Origin of the sequence: Micromonospora sp. NPDC093277, assembly GCF_044765245.1 — a bacterium.
Taxonomy (GTDB): domain Bacteria; phylum Actinomycetota; class Actinomycetes; order Mycobacteriales; family Micromonosporaceae; genus Micromonospora.
This window is the reverse complement of record NZ_JBIWJO010000005.1, coordinates 47,658-70,616: the sequence shown is the minus strand read 5'-3', so window position 1 is coordinate 70,616 and position 22,959 is coordinate 47,658. Positions and strand designations below refer to the sequence as shown.

The following is a 22,959-nucleotide window of genomic DNA, read 5'->3' as shown; positions in this document are numbered from 1 at the left end:
CGTAAGGGTGGTTCGGCAACGTGACGGTTGTCAACGGCAAGCGCCACGAATACGAGGGAGTCCCCAATGCGGAAGCTCATCAACTCGACCTATATCACCCTCGACGGGGTCATCGAGAACCCGATATGGACCATGCCGTATTTCGACGAGGAGGCCATGGAGTTCGCCGGGGCACAGACCGAGGCCGCCGATGCGCTGATCATGGGGCGGGTCACCTACGACGGGATGTCCGCCGCCTGGCCGACGCGGGACGAGAGCGACCCGACCACCGGCGCCGCCTACTTCAACCACGTCAAGAAGTACGTCGTGTCCCGCACCTTGACCGACCCGACGTGGAACAACTCGGAGGTGCTGCAGGGCGACCTGGTCGAGGAGGTCCGGAAGATCAAGGCGCAGGACGGCAAGGACATCCTGCAGTACGGCTACGGGTCGGTCACCACACAGCTCATCCGGGCCGGGCTGGTGGACGAGGTGCGGTTCTGGATCCACCCGGTGCTGGAGGGCGGCGACAGCTTGACCACGCCACTCAAGGACGTCAAGGCGACGTTCGAGCTGGTTGGCACCAGGGTCCACAAGAGCGGCGTGATCATCGCGTCGTACCGCCCGAAGGCACAAGCGTAAGAACGGTCTCAGAGCTGAGCCCGGGCCTCGTCCGGGCTCAGCCGGCTGCCCTCGGCGAGCAGCGCATCGAAGCGGTCGCGGCCGAGCACAGCCACCACACGCTCGGTCACCCGGTCGATCTCGTCGCGTTCGGCCGGTGCCGCCGGCGCGTCGAGCACCAGCCGGGCGGCCGACGCGGCGCCCAACAAGCGGGCCGCGAGATCCGGAGCGGACACCGCCGAGGCCATCCCCTCCAGGGCGCCGGTCGTGTCCCGCGGCCACCCCGCCACGTCGGCGACGTCGAACGCCTCGGTGTGCAGCGCCAGCGCGGCCGCCGAATCGCCCAGCTGCTCGACGGCGTAGCCGAGCTCGACGAGCACCATCGGCAGGTACAGCGCCGGTCGCGGCTCGCCGCGCCCCTCGTCGGCGAGGCGGGTCAGGTGCGTGATCGCCACGTCCAGCTTCGCCGAGCGGCGCGCGGCCATACCGAGGCACATCTCGGCGAAGACCACCGCGGCCGGCGCGTCGTGCTCCACCACCAGCGCGTACGCGCGCTCGGCCAGCTCCCGTCCCGCCTCGTAGTCGCGGGTCTGCACCGCGATCCAGGCCAGCCAGGACAGCTTGCCGCCCACGTCCGGCCACAGCCCCAGCTCCTCCGCCCAGCGCAGCCCTTCATGATGCAGGGCCGCGGCACGCTCGTGCTCGCCCCGCATCTCGGCGAGGCCGCCGAGCCAGTCGTTGGCCTGCAACCGGCCCCATCGATCACCGAGGTCGGCGAAGATGGCGGCGCTGCGGGTCGCGGCTTCCTCCAGTGCCGCCAAGTCCCCTGCGGCATGGGCGAGCTTGGCCCGCGAGGCCAGCACCGCCGCCGCGGTCCAGGGGTCGTCGGTGGCCTCGGGCAGCAGCTCCTGGGCGAGCGCCACGTCGCTGCGGTCGGACGCCGCGTTCGCCACGAACCAGGTGGCGCGGCCGTCGGAGTCGCCGGCAAGCGCGGCCCGCACATCGTCGGGCACGATCGGGTCGCCCTGCAGCAGCGCGAAGCCGATCCGCCAGGGCGTGGCGCGGGCAACGTCGGTGGGGGAACCGGGTAGCGCTAGGGCGCGCCGGGCCTCGGTGAACCGGCCGCGCAGGAACCAGTACCAGGTCAGGGCGTTGGCCAGGCGCAGCCCGCCACCGTGAGCCAGGGCCGCGCGCAGGTTGCCGGTCTCGGCGTCGAGCCGGGCCAGCCACTCCTGCTGACCGGCGCCCCGCAGCCGCGCATCGGCGTGTGCGGCCAGATCGGTGTAGTAGCTGGCGTGCCGGGCCCGCACCTCGTCGGCGTCGTCGAGGCGTTCCAGGCAGAACGCGGCGACCGACTCCAGCAGGCGGTACCGTGGGCGCTCGCCGGACTCATCGAGTACCACCAGTGACCGGTCCACCAGCCGGGCCAGCGCGTCGAGATCGGTCTGGCACACCCGTTCGGCGGCCTCGGGCGTGCAGCCGTCGCTGAACACCGCGAGCCGGGCCAGCACCGGGCGGTCGGCCTCGTCGAGCAGGTCCCAGCTCCAGCCGATCACCGCGGTCATCGTGCGCTGCCGTGGCGGTACGTCACGCTGCTGGGTGGCCAACAGCCGGAACCGGTCGTCGAGCCGGTCGACCACGCCCTGCACACCGAGGGCACGCACCCGGGTCGCGGCCAGTTCCAGCGCGAGCGGCAGGCCGTCGAGGCGGCGGCAGATCTGCGCGACGGCGGGGGCGGTGTGCGCGTCGAGCCGGAACCCGCGCTGTCGCGCGGCGGCACGGGCGGCGAAGAGCCGCGCCGCGGCGGAGCGCCGCACGGCGTCGAGGTTGTGCTCGTCGTCCGGGAGTGCCAGCGGCGGTACCTCCCAGAGCACCTCGCCGGTCAGGCCCAGCGGTTCGCGGCTGGTCGCGAGGACGCTGACGTCGGCGGCGTCCCGCAGCAGCCGGGCCAGCAGCTCGGCGACCGGCTCGACGACGTGTTCGCAGTTGTCGAGGACGAGCAGCATCCGCCGCTGGCGGAGCGCGGCGACCAGGCGGTCCACGGCTTCTTCCGTGGTCTCGCGCAGTTCCAGCGTGCCGAGGACGTGCTCGGCGATGCGTTGGTCGCCGGGCGGCAGCGTGGCCAGCTCGACGACGTGGACGCCGTCGTGCTCGCGGGCGGCCTCCGTGGCCAGCCGCGTCTTGCCCACGCCGCCCGGCCCGATGAGTGTGACGAGACGGTGGGCCGGGATCAGGGTGCGCAGCTCGGCCAGCGCCTCGGCCCGCCCGACGAGCTCGTCGAGCTGCGCCGGCAGGCTGTTGCGGACGATGGCCGCGCGCGGCGGAGCGCTCAGCGCCGCGTCCTGTTCGAGGATCTTGCGGCGCAGGGCGACCAGCTCCGGCCCGGGGTCGAGGCCCAACTCCTCTGCGAGGCGGTCGCGCAGGTCGGCGTAGCTGTCGAGGGCCTCGGACTGTCGGCCGGCCGCGTACAGGGCCCGCAGGTGCACCGCCCGCAGCCCTTCGCGCAGCGGATGCTTGGCGACGAGTTCGGCCAGCTCGGCGGCGACCAGGTCATGCTCGCCGCGGGCCAGGCGGGCCTCGGCGAACCGCTCGCGCACGACGAGGCGCTGCTCGGCCAGCCGCGCGGCCTCGGCACGGCAGAACTCCTCGTCGGCGACGTCGGCGTACGGCTCGCCGCGCCACAGGTCGAGGGCTCGTGCGAGCTGGTAGGCATCCGTTTCGGCGGCCAGCTCGGCGAATCGGTCGGCATCGACCGCCTGCGTCCGCAGCACGTAGCCGGGCGGGCGGGACTCGATCAGGTCGCGGGCGCCGGGCTCGGCGTCGTTGAGCGCCTTGCGCAGCTGCGACACGCGCACCTGCAGCGCGCCGGCCGAGTGCGCGGGCGGGTCGTCGCCCCACAGGTCGTCGATCAGGCGATCGGCAGAGACCACCTGGTTGCGGTGGGCCAGCAGGTCGGCGAGCAGCATCCGGACCTTGGTGCCGGGCACTACGACCAACTCGCCGCTGTCGGTGGTTACGGCGAGCGGCCCGAGCACCCCGAACTGCACAGCGCCCATCGTAAGCGGACCGAAAGCGCGGCGGCGCATCGTCGCGACATGGACATCTACCACGAGTCACACGGCACCGGCGGCGAGCGGCCGCTCATCCTGATCCACGGCGCTCTCTCGGGCATCGGTACCTCGTTCGGCGCGGTCCTGCCGGTGCTGGCCAAGACCCGGCGGGTGATCGCGGTCGAGCTGCAGGCGCACGGCCACACCCCGGACATCGACCGGCCGTTCACCGTCGAGCACTTCGCCGCCGACGTCGTCGAGCTGCTGGACCGGCTCGGCATCGAGCGGGCGGACGTGTTCGGCTGGAGCATGGGCGCGTCGGTGGGGCTGCGCCTCGGCACCGACCACGCTTCCCGCGTCGAGCGCCTGGTGTTGGCGTCGGTGAGCTTCTCCAACGCCGGCGTGCATCCCGGGCTGCTCGACGGCATCCAGGACCTGCAGCCCGAGCACCTGCACGGGTCGGAGTTCCACGAGGAGTACCTGCGAACCGCGCCCGACCCGGCAGGCTGGGCTTCGCTCGTTACCAAGATGAAGGTGCTCGACGCGAACCTGCCCCAGTGGACGCCGTCCCAGATCCGTGCGTTGGCCGCCCCCACGATGCTTGTGCTCGGCGACGCCGACATCGTCGTACCGGAGCACGCGCTGGAGATGTTCCGCCTGCTCGGCGGCGGGGTGGCCGGCGACCTGACCGGCCTGCCGGCCTGTCGCCTGGCGATCCTGCCGGGCACCACGCACACCATGATTCCGCAACGCGCGGACCTGCTGGCCCCAATGATCGAGGAGTTCCTGGACGAGGCCACACCGGGTACGGCGGCAGGGTTGTAGTGCGGAGGTAGACGCATCGGATCAGCTTCCCCGCGCGCCGACGGTGTCGGGATCCCGTCACCAGATGTGGACAACCGGTCACGGGGTAGGCCCGACGAGATGAAGGAAAGCCACATCAGGCTCCCGGTTGTCACACGGTCAGATCAAAAGCTTTCCGCGTTTACACGAATGTCCTCCGCCCCCGCTTCTTCTTCAATCGAACGGCAAGGACGGCGACGGGTCACGTGTGGACGGATGCGGTGCGATGGTGACGACGGTTCGGGCGGGCAGCCGCGCTGCGAGTGGCGGCACGGGCGGGTGGCGGGCATGAGCTGGCAGCCGAGGACGCTGGGTGAACTGCCGTTGGTGCTTGCCGGGCCGCTGCTGCGGCGAGTGGACGGTACCTCGGTGACGGTCTGGTTGGCGCTGCGCGATCCGCGCAAGGTCACCGTGCGGGTGTACTCGTCGGACGTCAACGGGGTCGGCCAAGGGCAGCTGATGGTGGGCACCCGAAACAGCGTCCGGGTCGCTGAGCACTGCCACCTGGTCGCGGTCACCGCGACCGGCGCAGCCCCGCTGGCCGCCGGCACCCTCTTCCGGTACGACGTGCACTTCGGCACCCCCGGCGACGAGTCGGTGCCGGTGCCCTCCACCGAGCGTCGGCTCTACAGCCCGGCCGTGGTCGCAGCGACCGAGGCTGACGCCCGGGCCGCCCTCACCTACGTCGACGCCGGACCGACCCTGCCCAGCTTCGCCACCCCGCCCGCCGACCTCAACCGGCTGCGGATGGTGCACTCGTCGTGCCGTAAACCGCACGGCGGCGGCGAGGACGCCCTGGCCATCCTCGACGACATCCTGCGCGCCGACGGCGCGGACCCGGCCACCCGACCGCAACAGCTCGTGCTCACCGGCGGCCAGATCTACGCCGACGACGTCGCCGACTGCCTGCTTACGGTGATCGACGGCACTGCCACCGCGCTCGGCGCAGCCGTCGAGGCGCTGCCGGGAATCGACACGACCGACGTTCGGCTGCGGCCCGGGCACCGCCAGGAGCTGGTCACCGGGAGCGCCGGGTTCAGCACGCCCGCCGGCAAGAGCCACCTGCTGACGCTGGCCGAGTTCTGGGCCATGCACCTGCTGGTCTGGTCGGACGTGCTGTGGCCCTCGGCGCTGCCCGAGTTCGCCGACGTCTACCCGGACGAGGCGGCGCTGCTGGACCGGCTGCCGTTCGACGTCAAGGTCTCCGACGCCTGGGAGACGCTCAAGGGCTACGGCCGGGCGAAGGAACTGCGTGACGCCTTCCAGGACGAGCGCAAAGCGGTGGCGGCGTTCCGGGCCGCCACGGGCGCGATCCGCCGGGTGCTGGCCAACATCCCGAGCTATCTCGTTATCGGTGAGCATGAGGTGACCGAGGACTGGTACGCCACGCAGGGCTGGGCGGAGAAGGCCCTGGCCGCCGGCGGAAGCGCCAGCGGTCTCGGCCGGCGGGCGATGCAGAACGCCCTCGCCGCGTACGCGATGTGTCAGGCGTGGGGAAACACCCCGGAGCGGTTCGTCCCCGGCGAGCCCGGCCGGGCGCTGCTGGACGCGGTCGCGGCCTGGGACGGCAATGAGAACGCCGCTGCGGCTAGCATCCGCGAGCGGGTCGGCCTGCCGACCGGCTTCAACAGCGGCGTACCGCTGCGCCCGGCCGGCGCTCTGGACTGGCACTTCCATGTGCGCTGGACCGCACACCAGCTGATCGTGCTGGACACCCGGACCACCCGGGTGTTCCTCGGCGGCCCCGACGACCCACCGGCCCTGCTCTACGGCGACGCGGCGCTCAAGGCACAGATCGGTGACCCGCCGGACCTCGGCCCAGAGGCGGCCACCGTCGTGGTGTCCGCCGCCCCTGTGGTCGGCTACCCGTTCATCTCGGACTTCGTGCAGCAGATGCTGGGCCAGCGGTACCGCGGCCGGTCCGCCGTGGACACCGAAGCCTGGGGCCTGCAGCGGCCCGCGTACGAGAAGGTGCTGGCCCGTCTGTTCACCCGGCCCGCGCCGGCCGCGGACGGCACCCGGCGGCAACGCATCATCCTGCTCTCCGGCGAGACCGGTTACGGCTTCGCCGCCCGGCTGCGCTACGACGCAGCCGCGCCGTTCAAGGCCCTGACCCCCGGACGGACCCGAGGGGTGATCGCACAGTTCGTTTCCAGCGCCGCGCACAACGAAGACGGGCTGACCCGGTTCCTGCACGGCACCGGGTTCGACGTCACCGCCGACGCCCTGCCGCGCAGCCGGCGGGTCGGCTGGGCCAACCCCGACGGCGGCACCATGACCGTCGGCACCGAGACCGTGGCCAACTACTGGAGCGGCCTCAGCAGCATCGCGTGGACGGCGTCGGGCACCCCGGCGGTCGCCGAGACGACACCCACCCGCCAGGCCACCCGCACTCCAGACTGGTCGTACGACCTCACCTTCATCAAGCACAACGACGCCGACCCAACGATTCCGCCACGCCCCGGCACACCACACCCGGTCTACCCGCCCACCGGCGACCGCTCGGCAGCCCTCGGGCAGTACCTCGCCGCGACCACCAACCACGATGACTACCTGGGCAAGTGGGGCGACGGCAAGGAGGTCGTCGGCCACGCCAACCTCGGCGAGGTCACCCTTTCCTGGTCGCCCGGCGACGCGAAGAGGGCCGTACAGACCCTGTGGTGGCGCCTGCCCGGCGCCGCCACGGCCGCGCCGCTGACACGCTGCGTGGTAGACCTGTCCACCCGGGCGGCTGGACCGGCGCACGACCCCGCCCACCTGGTGCTGACGCTGCACAGGCAAGGCGCGGACGGCAGCGCGGCCACCGACCGGCCAGCCGAGGACAGCTGGGTCTACTGGCGTACGGGGACCACCGTCCGCCGGCTGCGCGCCGGCACCGACGGCTACCTGTACGCCAGCGCGGGCAGTTCGGCGGATCCTTGGGACTACACGGCGGCGTTCACCCCTGCCGCCGGCACGGTCGCCGACGTCGCGTACAGCACCGGGGCCAGGCCCCTGCCGGACGCGCTGCTCGACACCGAGAGGCTGTTTCAGCAGTGCACCGTGCCGCCCGTGCCGCCCGCCGACGCCGAGCAGCCACGGTCGGTGGCGGTGCCCGGCCGGCTGCTGCGCCTGGTGAGCCCAGCGGAGCTGGACCTGTGGCCAGTGGTGTGGGAGACGCCGGAGACGTACCTGACCCAAGGCCTGGCGCAGCAGGCATCGGCGTGGACGAACACGACCGGGATCGGTGTGAGCGCGGAAGGCAACGCCGCGCCGCTGCCACCGGCCGACCACCAACCGCAGGTACGGGGCCTGCGGGTGACCGGGCAGGTGGACGGTGCCGCCTCGGAGGTGAAGCTGCGGTTGCAGACCACGGACGGCACGATCGTGCGGATGCGCGACGCGATCGCCGCCGACGCGCCAGTGGTGACCGAGCTGACCGCCGTGCTCGAAGCGGCGGTGGCCGGGACGCGGACGTTCACCGCCGGCGTGTTCCTCGCCGACCCGCCGGCGGCGTTCGGCCCGGTGGAGATCGTCGTGACCGCGCAGGGACCGGCGGTGCCGCACGTGGATTCGTTCACCGTCCACCTGTGCGGCATGCAGCTCGCCCTGGTCGACGACCCCGGCGCGGCCCAGCGAGGCCCGAGCCTCGGGCAGGCCGACGAACGCATCGTGGTCGACTTCGTGCACTCACCGCGCGCGAACCTCGCGGGTATCTCGGCCGAGGCCCGGCTACGGCGGATGGTGCGGTACCAGTTCCGCAACGAGCTGCGGCCGCTGCCCGCCGGGGGAGGAAACGGGCTGTACCCGCAAATGCCGATGTGGATGGGGGAGGTGCAGTTCGTCGGGCTCTCCGCCGAGCAGTTGCGGCAGCTGCTGCGCCGCCGCTGGACCCGCACCGCAGTCCTCGACCCGCCCGACCCGGCCGTCAGTCCGCCCGCTCCCCGGCCGCTGCGTATCGACTGGACGTGGGCGCTCCAACTGAGCTGGGACGGCCCCGATGCAGACGGAGCCGCGATAGGCCCGGGAGCCGCGCGCAGCCACTCGTACACCCTGCCGCTCACGGCCGAGCCGGTGGTGCAGCTGCATTACGGAGCGGAAGGGCAGTTCACCGACGCGACGGGGCATGACCTGACTGCTGACAGTGAGGGGCGGCTGCCAGGGGCGTTCGATCCGGCGCCCACCCGGATCACCTTCCCCGTCGCCGACCGACGGCTTCCGGCGGTCGTGCTGACCGGCCAGCAACGGGCATGGGGACGCGCGGCCGGCGCGACGCCGCGGCCGACCCTGGTACTGGAGTTCCAGCCGAAGGTGACCGACGCCGCACAGGAGGTGATCCGAGGCGGAGACGGGTTGCTCCAGGTGCCCCGGCTACTCATCGACCGCAGGCCGGTCGACCCGGGCCTCGTCGCCGATGCTGGCGGCACGGCGATCCCGCCGGCGGCGACGGTTCCACTCCTGCGGCTGCCCGAGTTCCGGATCGTGGGGACCAACCCGACCGCCGTCGCGGACATCGAGGCGACGATTCGGGCCGTGGTGGACGACACCTACACGACCAACCAGGCGCTTCCCTACGTGGCGATCCTGAGCCAGGCGTGCTGGCGGGACACAATCGTGCGGATCTTCTCGCACGAGAGCGGGCTGACCGGCGGCTACGTGCAGTTCGAGACCCGCAGATCGGGCCGGTACTCCTACGAGCGCCACGGCGTGACCCACTATTTCGGCCTGGAGAAGGACATGCCCCTGTTCGGGCCGCCGCACGGCTACGGCATCGGGCAGCTCGACGAACTGGGCGGCCGGGGCGCCACGCCGGACGAGGTGTGGAGCTGGGTCGAGAACATCCGTGCCGGCGTCCAACTGCTGATGATCACCAAGGCCAGCGCGGTACACACCTGGATGACCGCCCGCCACCTGCCCACCCCGGTAGACCAACGCAGCCGGGCGATCTTCCAGCGCGAATGCGTGCGCCGCTACAACGGCGGCAAGGAGTTCATCTGGGAACCCACCCTCCGGGACTACCTCATCCAGCCGAGCTACCAGTACAACATCCCGCTCGACCCGACCAACCCGAACTCGGGACCAGCGTCCGGGCCGGACGTGAAGCTGCTGTACCCGAACCAGGTCCTCGGCACCACCATCACCTACTTCACCAGCCACACCGGCCAGCCGAACCGCGCCGACGGCGCCAACACCGCCTACGCATGGCCCATCACCTTCGCCCCCGCCGACTATGGACCGGAGACGGCATGACCAGCACCGCTGCCGACGACGGCAACCTGCAACGTCAGCTCCTCGCCGAGGTCGAGGACCTGCTCTCGCCGATCACCTCCGCCGCCTCCAGTCCGTGGCGGCAGGCCGAGGTCCTCGACGCGCTCGGCTGGGACCTGGCCGCGCTGGCCGGCATGCCAGCGCAGGAGTTCGAGCAGTGGCTCACCTCGTGCGCCCAGGCCGTCGAGGGCATCCGCCACCTCGTCGAGCAGGGGCCGCCGGAGTCCCTGGAGGACCTGACCGCCGCGCTCGACACGGCCGCAGCCGCGGTCGAGGCAGTCACCGGCCTACCGCCCGCGCTGAAAAACGCCGGCGCGGCAGCGCCCCCCGTGGAGGTGCTGGCCAGCGACCTGATCACTTTCCTGACCGTCAACTACCTGCAACGCCGGCACCCGGTCGCGTACCGGGCGGCGATCCTGCTGACGTTGATCACCCCAGCCGACGAGGCGCCGGTGAGCGTCCCCATGCCGGCCACCGGCGCACCGGTCCGGCTGCCCCGGTCCCGGCCCGAGCTGCACCTGGACCGCCTCGGCGACCTGCTGCACGACCCGGTCGGCACGCTGCGAGCGGCCTACTTCCCCGATGGGCTGGTCACCAGGGACGCCGCCGACACGGCGGCGGCGAAACTGTTCCCCCGCATCGCGGCCCTGCTCAAGGAACTCGGCATCCCGGCCCGCTACGGCATCGACACCAACGCCCAACCCGACCTCGGCCCGGTCGGCGCAGCGCTGGCCGCACACATGCTCACCCTCGCCGCCCCGATCCGCCTCGGCGACACCCAGGTCACCGTCGGGGCAAGCGCCGCGCTCTCCTCCGCCGACCGGGGCGACCTCGGCCTGGTGCTGGCGCTGCGCGGCGCCCTGGAAATCGACCGCATCCTCGCCGGCTGGGCGCTCACCCTGGCCGTCTCCGGCAGCGTCGGTGGCTTCGCCATCGGCCCGCAGGGGCTCACCCTGCCCCAGGGCGTCGACGGGATGCTGCGGGTCGCGCTCACCGCCGACAAGGTGCCCGATGCCACCGGAGTGGCGCTACGGATCGGCAGCGCCACCGGCACCCGGCTGGAAGTGCAGGGCCTGCGGTTCGCCGTCGCGGCCTCCCTCGGCGGCGGACTGGACGACGTCGAACTCTCCGCCGCGGCCGCCCGCGCCGCGCTGGTGGTGGCCGCCAGCGACGGTGACGGGTTCCTCGCCCAGGTGCTCCCCGCCGACGGGCTGCGCGCCGAGTTCGACCTGGCGCTGGCCTGGTCGCTGCGCAAGGGACTCACCTTCAAGGGCGCCGCCGGGCTCGATGTGGACCTGCCATTGCACATCAACGCCGGACCGGTCGAGATTCTCGGCCTGCACGCCGCGCTGGCAGCCACGCCGGACGGGCTCACCGCCGCACTCGGCGCCTCCGCGACGCTGCGCCTGGGCCCGCTGACCGCGACCGCCGACCGGATCGGCCTGACCGCGGGGCTGACGTTCCCGGCCAGCGGCGGCAACCTCGGACCGGCTGCGGGCACGGTCGCCTTCAGACCCCCGTCGGGCGTCGGGCTGTCGCTGGCCGCCGGCCCCCTGGTCGGCGGCGGATACCTGTTTGCCAACGACGGCCAATACGCGGGCGTACTGCACCTACAGTTCGAGTCGATCGCGGTCACCGCCGTCGGCCTGCTGGCCACCCGCAACCCCGACGGCACGCCGATCCTGATGCCCGACGGCAGTGAGGGCTTCTCCCTGCTGGTCATCATCTCCGCCGAGTTCACCCCGATCCAGCTCGGCTTCGGCTTCACCCTCAACGGCGTCGGCGGGCTGCTCGGCGTGCATCGCCGGGTCAACATCGACGCGTTGCGCGCCGGCATTCGGACCGGCTCGCTGAACTCACTGCTGTTCCCCAGCGACCCGGTGGGACGGGCGTCCGAGCTCGTCGCCACCGCCGGGGCGGCGTTCCCGGTGGCCGTCGGCCGCTACGTGTTCGGGCCGATGGCCCGGCTCGGCTGGGGCAGCCCGACGCTGCTGACGTTCGACCTCGGCCTGGTCCTGGAGCTGCCCGCCCCGCTGCGGCTGGTGGTGCTCGGCCGGCTCCGGATGGTGCTGCCCGACGAGAAGCACCCGGTGGTCAACATCAACATGGACGTGCTCGGCGTGATCGACTTCGGCGCCGAACAAGCCTCCATCGACGCCTCCCTGTACGACTCGCAGATCGCCGGATTCCCCATCACCGGCGACATGGCAATGCGACTGTCCTGGGGGCGCGAGTCGGCATTCGCGCTCTCCGCCGGCGGGTTCAACCCACGCTTCACGCCGCCGACGAACTTCCCGACGCTGCGGCGCATGGCCATCGCCCTGTCCAACAACGACAACCCCCGGCTGCGGCTGGAGGCCTACCTCGCGTTGACCTCCAACACCGTGCAGTTCGGCGCCCGGCTGGAGGTGTACGCCACCGCCGCCGGTTTCACCATCACCGGCATGGTCGGCTTCGACGCGCTGGTGCAGCTCGCCCCGCTCGGCTTCATCGTCGACATCGCCGGGGCGGTGTCGCTGCGCCGGGGCTCGCGGGAACTGATGGCGGTGACACTCGCGGTGACGCTCAGCGGACCGCGGCCGTGGCGGGCCCGAGGCCGAGCCAAGTTCAAGGTGCTGTTCGTCAGCGCGTCGGTGTCGTTCGACGTGTCGATCGGCTCGCGCACGCCGCCGCCCCTGCCCGAGGCGGTCAACGTCGGGGGTCTGCTCGACACCGCGTTGTCCGACCCGGCGAACTGGACCGCACAGCTGCCGCCGCGCGGTGAGCCGCTGGTCACCCTGCGCCGGATCGAGACCACGCCCGGACAGCTGCTGGCCCACCCCCTCGGCGCGATCGCCGTCACCCAGCGGGTCGCCCCGCTCGGCCTCACGATCAGCCGCTACGGTAGCGCCCCGGTCACCGAAACCACCGATTTCGCCATCGCCGAGGTCCGTTTCGGCGACGACGACGGCCACGCGGCCGGCACGGCCACCTACGAGCAGTTCGCCCGCGCCCAGTTCCAGGACATGACCGACGACGAGAAGCTCTCCGCGCCGTCGTTCGAGCTGATGGAAGCCGGGCGCAGCTTCAGCTCAGACAAGATCGAGTACGACGAGGACGCACCCGCGGCCGTGTCCCTGGGATACGAGTACATCGTCATCGACGAGCCGGACGTCGCGTCCCGCCCAGCCGTCACCCGGACCGGTCTCACCGCGACAACCGCGGCGCCGTTGACCGGCGTGCGGCTGACTCAGCTGTCCCGCGCCAGCGCCGCCGCGAACGCGGCGGCCCGGACCACCGGCACCGCCGCCTACCGCACCGCACTGGCACCACTGGTGCGCTACATCGAACCGGTCGCCGGTTCATCGACTCGCAAGGAGGCACACCGGTGACCGCGCAACTGCACTTCCTGGCCTACGTACGCCAGGGACTGGCCGCCGCCGGGGTGGCGCCGGATCCGATCGAGACGGACATCCCGGCCCGAGCGCCGGTCACCGTCAGCGTCCAACTCGCCCACCGCAACCCGCACACCTTCGACGTACGCCTTTACGGTCCCGGCGACATACGCGGCCTGGACACCCGGCAGATCATCCGGCTGGACCCACCGCCGGGCGCCAGCGACTTCGAGCCCAACAACCTGGTGACGTGCGAATTCGACCGTCCCGACTTCCCGTGGCTGTTCACCCCCGCCGCAGTGGGCGACCGGGGACGCTTGCGCCCCTGGCTGTTCCTCGTGGTCGTGCCGGTCACCGACTCCACGCTGCACACCGACACCGGCCCCCTGCCGGTGCTGCACTGCGACCTGTCGCAGCTGCCCGACCTCGCCGAGTCGTGGGCCTGGGCACACGCCCAGGTGGCCACCATCGACGACAAGGAACCCGTCGCCACCGTGCTGGCGACCGACCCGAACCGCACCCTGTCCCGGCTGATCAGCCCGCGCCGGTTGAGCCCGGGCATCGCGTACCGGGCCTGTCTCGTGCCCGCATTCGAGGCCGGCCGCCGCGCCGGGCTCGGCCTCGCCGTCGACGAGGACACCGACCTCGGACCGGCATGGCAGGTGGGCTCCGGTCCCGCGCCCGCACTGCCCGTCTACCACCACTGGGAGTTCTCCACCGGCGCCGACGGCGACTTCGAGTCACTGGTACGGCGACTGCGACCCCGCGCCCTGGCCAGCGACGCGGGCCTGCGTCCCATGGTGCTCGGACGGCTCGGCGTACCCGAACTCGACCCGACCGTGCCGACCGTCACTCTCGGGGCGGAGGGGGCGCTGCGCGGCGCAACGACCATGCCGACGCTCTGGCCCGCCGAGTCACGCGAGCCGGTCCAGCGGGTGCTGCGTGACCTCATCGCCGGCACCGGCACCCGCCTCGGCCCACCCCTGTACGGCGGTGGGTACACCAACGCCGACCGGCTGCCCGCCGACACGGGCCTGCCACGCTGGCTGCGGGAGCTCAACCTCGACCCCCGCCACCGGGTCGCGGCGGCGCTGGGCGCACGCGTGGTCCGGGAACGGCAGGAGGAGCTGATGGCCGCCGCCTGGGAGCAGGCGGCGGCGGTGCAGCGGGCCAACGAGGCACTACGCCAGGCACAGCTCGCGGCCGAGGCCAGCCGATCGACCTACGAACGGCGGATCGGACCCGCACCGGCGGGCACGCGGCTCTCGGCCGGCGCCCCGGTACTCGGCGGCGGCCGGCTGCTGCAGGTCTCCGCCGCCGTGCTGGGCGCCGTGCCGGTCACGCCCCGCAGCCGCCGGCTGGTCGGCGGCGAACTGGACGGGAACTCAACCACCTCGGCCACGCTGTCCACCGCGTACCGCCGGCTGGCCCGCCGGCACGGTCCGCTCGCTCGCCGGATCGGGCCGACCACCGATCTGAGTACGGTGGTGGAGGCGACCGCTGCGAACCAGATCACCGCGACCCCGCCGCCGCGTCCCCCGGACGGCACCGTGCTGTTCGACAAGGTGGCCGGCGACAGCATGTCGTTCACCCGGATCAACCGGCAGCGCATCAACGACGCAGCCCGCTGGTGGGCCCGCACCGGCACGGCCGCGACCGGGGCCCGCCTTGCCGCCCCGGCAGCCGACGCCGAGCCGACGCCGCAGGCCGGCGGCCAGACCGCGGGTGCGGACGTGGCCGTCGAGGCCGAGAGCCCGGTAGTGCTGCCGGCGCAGCGGAGCGCCGAGGCCGAACCGGTGACCGCCGTGCCGGCCACCGTCGTGGCGGGCACCGACGGCGCGCTGTCGCCGCACACCAGCCAGCCGCAGACGATGCGGCCGCGCGATGACGACTGGCCGCCGCCGGACTGGGACCCGGATCCCGACCCGGACCCGAAGCCCACCCCCACGGCCACCGAGCTGCCGCCGGTGCCGTACCCGGACGGCAAGCCGTTGCCCGCGGGTACCCCGGCGACACTGACCGGCCAGCCCGGCACGCTGCTCAGCCCACCGAGCGCAACCCCCGACGGCCGTCGCCTGTACGCCAACACCACCGATGGCCAACTGTTCGAGCGCTACTTCGACGGCACCCGCTGGCTCTGGTCCGACCACGGCACCCCGCCGAACACCCGGGCCGCGTCGGTCGAGCCGGGCGGCTTCATGGACGGCGGCCGACGGGTCTTCGTCGCCTCCTACAGCGGACGACTCTTCGAGCACTACTGGGACACCGACCGCTGGCTGTGGCGCGAGCACCCGATCCCACCCAACAGCTACGGCCTGGGCTCCGCACCCGGTCTGGTGCTGAACAACGAGAGCCTGTTCGTCGCCACCACCACCAACGGCACCACCAACGTCGGTCGACTCTGGGAGCGGCGGCGCAACGGCGACTCGTGGACGTGGATCGACCACGGCAACCCGGGCGGCAGCGAGCAGATCACCGACAAGCCGTGGGCCGCCCACGGCAACACCCGGTTCTTCGTCCAGACCATGGCCGGCAACCTGTGGGCCCGCCAGTGGGACGGCAACCGCTGGTGGTGGGTCAACCACGGCTACCCGTCCGGCGCCGGCGTACGCGGCATCGGACCAGCCCTCGGCACCACCAGCGTCTTCGTCCAGACCTACGACGGCCGGCTCTTCCAGCGGCAGTACGACGGCACCTCCTGGACCTGGGTGGACCACGGCACCCCGCCGGGCACCCGGATCGCGAACATGACCTACGAGGTCCTGGAGACCGCCACGGAGACGGCGCTGTTCATCGGCGCCACCAACGGCCACCTCTATCAGCGGCGATGGAACGGCTCCCGGTGGGACTGGGTGGATCTCGGCACCCCACCCGGCACCACGATCATGCAACCGCCAGGAGGCGTGGTCACCTCACCGCCGACCGCGTTCGTCACCGGCAGCAACGGCCGCCTCTACTCCATCAGCAAGGGAACCAGCGGCTGGGTATGGACCGACCACGGCGCGCCGCTGGACTCCCGCGGCTCCGGGCCGGCGGCCGCCGAGCCGGTGGCCGACGTGCGCTGGGCGCTCCCGCTCGGCTTCCTGTCCAGCATGATCGCCGCGCACATCGACAACGGCCCCACCGACAACTACATCTACCACCGCGTCGGCCGAGACATCGGCTTCGAGGGCGAGATCCGCGGCGGCTGGTCGGACCCGGTCCTCAAGCCCGGATGGACCGGCTGGGAGAACCAGGGCCTCGGCATCGCGGTCGCCGACATCAACGGCAACGGCCGACCCGACATCATCGTGCTGTGGGTCGACAACCCGGCCGGCGCGAACACGATCTGCTACCAGATCGGCTGGAACCTCAACCCGAACGGGCAGCCCACCGACGGCTGGAGCGACGTGTTCCGCCTGCCTGCGCAGGTCGCCCCCGAGGTGCAGGGCGCCGACCTGGCCATCGCCGACCTGGACGGCGACGGCCGACCCGAGCTGATCCTGGCCTACGTCACCGCCGGCGCCACCCCCACCATGTACTACCGGGTCGGTTGGCGACTCGACGGCACCGGCCAGGTCACCCAGGGCTGGTCGGAGTCGGTGCCGGTGCAGTGGAAGGCCGGCCCGGTGCAGGGCGTCGGCGTGGCGGTGGCCGACCTGGACAACAAGCAGGTACCAGACCTCCTGCTGCTCACCATCGAGCCGTCCGCCAGCGGTAACAAGGCCATCTACCGGATCGGGCGACGGCTCAACCCGCGCGGCCAGGTGGTCGGCGGATGGACCCCGGTCAAGACGGTGGGCGGCCCCCCGCTGCCCGCCGCCCACCAGGGCGCCGGCGTCGCCGTGATGGACGTCACCGGCACCAACCGTGCCGACCTGGTGCTCTTCCACCTCGCCAACCCCGCCGGAGCGAACCACGGCTACTACCGCGTCGGCTGGGACCTGGACCACTACGGCGACGCCAAGTCGTGGTCCGCCGACGCCGAAGTGACCGGCTGGTTCGGCGGCGAGGGGCAGGGCGCCGCAGTGGCCGTCGCCGACCTCGACCCGGCGCTGACCGCCATCCGCACCGCAATGGGGGACGCGTTCGTGGCGGCCGCCGGTCCACACCAGGACAAGGTGCTGGCCGCTCAGGCCCTGGTCCGCCAGCACACCCCACCGCCCGTCGACGCCGCGGCCCTGGCCGACCGGGTGGCGACCGCGCTGCAACCGGTCGCCGGCATCACCGAGCGCACCGTCGCCAAACTCGAGCTGCCCGGCCCGGTGGACAGCCTCCGCCAACTCGTGGTGGTGCCCCAATTCCCGCAACCCATGTACGAGGCGCTGCGTGACCTGTCGCAGGAACTGCTCTTCCCCGGCGTGGCGGGCATCCCCGCCGAGACGGTCACCCTGCTGCGGATCAACGCGTCCTTCGTCGAGGCGTTCATGGTCGGGCTCAACGCCGAACTGGGCCGGGAGATGCTGTGGCGGCGGTACCCGACCGACCCGCGCGCCACATACTTCCGCCAGTTCTGGGACGTCCGCTCCACGACCAAACCCCTCCCGGACGTGCCCCCGATCGGCGACTGGGACCCACACCAGGAGATCGGCGGCAACCTCGCCGCCGCAGCCGGTGGCGACATGCTGGTCCTGCTGGTCCGCGGTGAGCTGCTGCGCCGCTACCCCGGCACCGACATCTACCTGCAGCAGGCCAGCCTCGGCGCGGACGGCCGGCGGGTACCGACCGGCGCGGTCCTGACGCCCCGCTTCGCCGGACGGCTCCGGCCGGACATCCAGTTCTTCGGCATGCCACTACACGTCGACGACGCACGGGGCGACGACGACAGGCCCGGCTGGTTCGTCGTGCTGCGCCAACCGCCGACCGACGCCCGGTTCGGCCTGGACGCCCCAACCGAGGACACCCCGTACGGCGGCGCACCGGGACGCTGGGACGACCTGCACTGGCGGCATCTCGCCGGCAGCGCCGCCGACGACAAGGTGCTGCGCCACGTGCCGGCAACCGGACGGCTGCGCAGCCTCAGCCTCGGCGGGCTGGAATGGGGGCGCAACGCCGCCCACCAGGCGCAAATCGTGCTGCAACGACCCGTCCTGGTGGCCGTGCACGCCAGCGACATGATCCCGGTCGTCGACGACGCCTGGCAGGTCGACGCCGTCGACCGGCGCGATGACCGCATCGTCGCCCTCGGCGGTCGCCGCTCCGACGGCACCCGCTGGCGGATGAGCAGCGACGAGGTGATCGCCGCGCTCAGCCGGCACGAGCAGTTCCTGGTCGACCAGCCCACCGGCCACACCGTCGCGGTACGGGTCTCCCGGACCGCCGCGGGACGGCCCTACCTGACCACCGACGCCGACGGCGAAATCCCCAACAACCTGCTAGCCCTTCCCGAACTGGCCGAGGACGCGTGATGAGCACACCCCCCAACCCGCAGTGGCAACTGTCGACCCAGTGGCCGGTCGCGCTGCTGCCGGTACGCGTGGAGACCCGGTTCGTGGATACCCCGACCGGCACCGAGCTGTGGCTGCGGATCCTGCCCGACGTGCTGCACGTTGACACCCACCAGCCGCGGCTCACCGACGACGAGGTGACCTGGGGCCGCCAGTATTGGCGAGACGTGTGGCGGGCCGGCCGGGTCCACGACGACGAGGTGGCCGCCTGGCGACGGCTCTGCCAACTCGTGCTCCCGGAGCGGGCGGCCTGGGTCGCCCGGGTACTCGAGCCGCCGCAGACCGGACGACCCGAGCAACCCGTACCCCCGGCCGAGCCGCTGCCGCACGAGCCGGCCTGGCCGCCGGTGCCCGGCGGCGCGAACCCGTGGAACAACGCCCCCCTGGCACAGGGCCTGCCCAGCCAGTGGCAGGTGACCTTGTGGCGGGCCGGCGCCGAACCCGTCTACTGGCAGTCGAAGCCGGTCGCCCGGCCGCTGGTCGTCGGCCCGCCAGCGAACCTGAACCTTGACAACGTCGAGGACCACGAGCCCCCCGTCGACCAGGCCAGCCGCTGGCTGGTCGACTTCCAGACGGCGGTGGACGTCGGGATGGCTGGCCGGATCCCGCTGCCGGCCGCCATGGCCAAGACCATCGACCGGCTGGTGGTGTTCGGCGTCGACACCGACCCCGTGACCGGGCCCGACACCCCGGCGGCGCGCGGCTCACGCATCCTGGGCGAGCTGCTCGACGCGCACTACCACACACACGGGCTCAGCCTGCTCACTCCGGGCACCCCCACCAACAACACCGCCGGCGTGCGCTCCGGCCTGGACAGCCGAGACGCCGAGCGCGCCGACTCGCTGCGGGTCAACCACGGGCAGCAACCGTCCACCCAGCCCGAGGGGGACGCTCCCGTCACCGCCCGCGCGCTCGGCGTTCCGCTGGCGGCCCAGACCGGTGACCCGCTGCACCAGGCGCGCGGCGGGGCAGCCACGACCTCACCGCGTGCCCTGGCCCGCGCCGAACAGAGCCCCGGCGAACCGAACCCGGACGCGCCCCCCGCGGCGGTGTCGCAGCAGGCCGGCGCCCGCCACATGAACACCGTCACCTGGGCCGCCACCTGGGGCTACTTCCTCAGCGACATGCTCACCGACACCATCGGCGAGGAAGCCATCCGCTACGGGCGGGCGCACTTCATCAACCACGTCCGAGCCGCCGGCCCGGTACCCGCCCTCCGCATCGCCGAACAGCCCTACGGGGTGCTGCCGGCCATCGCGCTGGACCGCTGGTCGTCCACCTCGGACACCCGCGCCGCGGCACTCGTGTCCCTCCTGCGGACCCTGCGGGACCGGGTGTGGCGGCCGTCGGTCACCGAAGTCGACCCGACGACGGGGCTGCCCGGAGTGCCCCGAGTCGGCGGGCCCGGCGACACCCGCCAAGCGCTGCTGCGGATCCTCGCCCAGGGCCCGGTGGGCACTCAGTGGCGGGCCCGCAGCCTGCTCGGCATGGAGTACGTGACCCACCTGTGGCGGTTCATGCGGCTGCGCCTGCCCGACGACTGGCGTGAACAGCAGGCCTTCGAGCCCAGCCAGCTGCTGACACTGCTCAACCTGGCCTGGGACCCCCGCGTGGCCAAGGCGGTCTTCGCCCAGGGCGCCTACCCTCTCCGAGGCCCGCTGGTCGTGCCGCCGACCGGTACCGCCGCCGACTACCTCGACTGGCTCGGCGCCACCGAACGGACCTGGACGGACCTGGCCGACCAGCTGGAGACCAACGGCACCGCCACGCCGCTGCTCTACCGGGTGCTACGCCAATCCGCGCTGGCCGAGTACGCCACCGGCGCCCGCCGGCTCCAGGCGGCCCACGCCCCGCTACCCGCCGACGCCTACCGCGACGCCGAGCTGATCGACATCCGACCCGATCGAGAAAGCTGGACGCTGTGGCGGCAGCTCGACCGGGACATCCCGTTGCCGACCGGCATCGGCAAGGTCGGCGCGTACCTGCGTACCGCCGACCCGGCCACCGAACCCGCCGCCGCCGAACTGGCCGCCTTCCGTGACAGCGCGCGGGCGCTCGCCGCGTACCCGACCGACGAGTTGGAACGGCTGTTCGCCGAGGCACTGGACCTGTGCGCGTACCGGCTGGACGCCTGGATCACCTCCTTCGCCAACCAGCGGCTGGCCACCATGCGCACCGCCGCCCCGAAGGGGGTGCACCTCGGCGGGTACGGCTGGGTGGAGAACCTGCACCGGCGCGGCACCGCCCCACAGCCGGTCGCCAGCCCGCCCCCCGGCGAGGGCGGGCAGCAGCTGTGGGAGGGCGAGCCCAACGCCGGCTACATCCACGCGCCGTCACTGGCCCAGGCCACCACCGCCGCGGTCCTGCGCGCCGGCTATCGGGCGTACAGCGGCGCCGGGGACAATCCTCTGGCCGTCGACCTCACCTCCGAACGGATCCGGCTGGCCACCTGGCTCCTCGACGGCGTCCGCCAGGGACAGCCCCTGACCGAACTGCTCGGCTACCGCTTCGAGCGGCAGGTGCAGGACCACCCGCTGGTGCTGGAGCAGTACCTGCCCCGGCTACGGGAGATCGCCCCGATCCGGGTGACCCGGGTGGAGCACAACGACCGGCCCCGTGAAGTGGTGGCCGCCACCAGCGTCGTCGACGGTCTGGACCTGCACCAGCGGTGGCGGGCCGGCAAGATCGACTGGAACGGCGACGCGAAGTTGCCGAACGCGGGCACCAACGACCAGGTCGCACTGGTGACGCTGCTCGGCGCGCTGGGCGAGGCCATCGACAGCGTCGCCGACACGCTGCTCGCCGAGAGCGTGCACCACGCCGCTCAGGGCAACCCCATGCGGGCCGGCGCCACCCTCGACGCCGCGTCCCGCGGCGAGGTACCCGCCGCCGACCTGGAATTCACCCGCACCCCCCGCACCGGGCTCGCCCTCACCCACCGGGTGGTGCTGGCCGCCAACGCCTGGCCCAGCGTCCCGGCGGACTGGCCGGTCGTCGGTCCCAGCCCGCGCGCCGCGGCCGAGCCGAACCTCGACGCCCTGGTCAGCAATCTGCTGCCCCGACCGGCGTCGGTGCGCTGCCGCGTCGAGTGGGCCGGCAACCCCCCGGTGACCCGCCCGCTCACCCTGGACGCGCTGGCCCGCTCACCGCTGGACCTGCTGGCGCTGACCGACGTGGCGGACCTCGACACCGACAGTGAGCTCGTCGACCGGATCCTGGACGCGGCGGCGGCGCAAGGACGTCCTACCGGTGCTGCCGGGTCCCGGCCAACGCGCATACTGCCCGGGCGGCCCGCCGACTGGACCCCGGACACGGTGGCCCTGGACGAGTTCGTCGAGATCGCCCGAGCGGTGCGCGCCCTGCTCACCTCGGCCCGTCCGCTCCTCCCCGCGGACCTGCGGGGCGCCGACGTCGACACCGACGAGGTGCCAGACGTGGTGGTCGACCCCTCACTGGCCACCCGCGCCGACACCGCGGCGGCGCTCCTCGACCAGCTGGCGACCGACCTGACCTCGGCCGACCCGGCGGTGCTGCACACCGCGTTGACCCTCGCCGCCGGCATCGGCGTCGCCGGCGCGTACGCCGGTTTGGCGGCCACCGATGAGGCGGTGCTCGCGCAGGCCCGCACCGCCGCCACCGAGGTCGCCGGCCGACTGGCGACGCTCACCGCCCTCACCCTCGACACCGCAGCCGGCCCCGAGCAGACCCGCGACCACCATCTCGCCCGGATACGCGCGGTGTTCGGCACCACCTTCCGGGTGCTGCCGGGCTTCACCCTGGCCCAGCCCGCCGAACTCAGCACCGCCCTGGTCGGCAGCACCGCAGTACAGGGCGGTAACCGGCACGCCGTGGTCGACTGGCTCGCCGACGCGGCTCTGGTCCGCCCCGGCGTGCAGAAGCTGGACACCGTGCGCCGGTACACCCAGGCGGTCCGTCCCGAGCAGGTGGCCCGGCTGCGGGTCGCGCAGCTGCCCTACCGGACCGACGACCGATGGCTGGCCCTGCCGCTGGCCGGCAAGCGGCCCGACGCGTCCCGGCTGTCCGTGGTGGTCGACGCGCCGGCCGGGTTCGACCCGGCGGCACAGGTCTGCGGTCTGGTGATCGACGAGTGGGTGGAGGTGCTGCCCGACGACACCCAGACCACCGGCCTGACCTTCCACGCCGAGTCACCCGGGCAGGCTGCCCCGCAGGCGATCCTGCTGGCGGTTCCCGCCGACGACGCGGTGACCTGGACCCGCGACGCACTGGAACAGACCCTGGTCGAGACGCTCGAACTCGCCCCGATGCGGGCGGTGGACGTGGCCACCCTCGGCGAGGTCGGCCAGTTCCTGCCCGCCCTGTACTTCCCGCTCAACGTCGACGGCGCGACCGCCGCAACCGACTTCACCCGCACCGTCCCGGCCGGCTGAGGAGCTGCCC

The 22,959-nt window shown here is 72.8% G+C and carries 7 protein-coding genes; 6 read left to right on the top strand and 1 reads right to left on the bottom strand.

What is annotated here, in order from left to right; translation table 11 throughout:
* Nucleotides 1-66 precede the first annotated feature (66 nt).
* Complete coding sequence (locus ACIRG9_RS12815; RefSeq protein ID WP_402854409.1) at nucleotides 67-621, top strand: dihydrofolate reductase family protein; 555 nt, start codon at nucleotides 67-69, stop codon at nucleotides 619-621.
* Nucleotides 622-629: 8 nt separating this feature from the next.
* Here ACIRG9_RS12815 and ACIRG9_RS12810 read toward each other — a convergent pair whose 3' ends face one another.
* Entirely contained in the window at nucleotides 630-3,656 is a 3,027-nt protein-coding gene (locus ACIRG9_RS12810; RefSeq protein WP_402854408.1) for a BTAD domain-containing putative transcriptional regulator, read from the bottom strand.
* Between the two features lie 39 nt (nucleotides 3,657-3,695).
* Between ACIRG9_RS12810 and ACIRG9_RS12805 the strand changes: the two genes are divergently transcribed.
* From ACIRG9_RS12805 to ACIRG9_RS12785, 5 genes are all read left to right on the top strand, one after another.
* Nucleotides 3,696-4,475, top strand: a complete 780-nt coding sequence (locus tag ACIRG9_RS12805) for an alpha/beta fold hydrolase (RefSeq protein ID WP_402854406.1) — start codon at nucleotides 3,696-3,698, stop codon at nucleotides 4,473-4,475.
* A 306-nt stretch (nucleotides 4,476-4,781) separates the two neighbouring features.
* The gene (locus ACIRG9_RS12800; RefSeq protein ID WP_402854404.1) at nucleotides 4,782-9,722 is read left to right on the top strand and encodes a hypothetical protein; all 4,941 of its coding nucleotides are present in this window, start codon (nucleotides 4,782-4,784) and stop codon (nucleotides 9,720-9,722) included.
* Nucleotides 9,719-13,111, top strand: a complete 3,393-nt coding sequence (locus tag ACIRG9_RS12795) for a DUF6603 domain-containing protein (RefSeq protein ID WP_402854402.1) — start codon at nucleotides 9,719-9,721, stop codon at nucleotides 13,109-13,111. Before ACIRG9_RS12800 ends, ACIRG9_RS12795 begins: the two co-directional genes overlap by 4 nt.
* A complete protein-coding gene (locus tag ACIRG9_RS12790; RefSeq protein ID WP_402854401.1) occupies nucleotides 13,108-18,501 on the top strand; it encodes a DUF3892 domain-containing protein in 5,394 nt (1,797 codons plus the stop codon). Before ACIRG9_RS12795 ends, ACIRG9_RS12790 begins: the two co-directional genes overlap by 4 nt.
* A complete protein-coding gene (locus tag ACIRG9_RS12785) occupies nucleotides 18,501-22,949 on the top strand; it encodes a hypothetical protein (protein ID WP_402854400.1) in 4,449 nt (1,482 codons plus the stop codon). The genes ACIRG9_RS12790 and ACIRG9_RS12785 overlap by 1 nt, the downstream gene beginning before the upstream one ends.
* Nucleotides 22,950-22,959 lie beyond the last annotated feature (10 nt).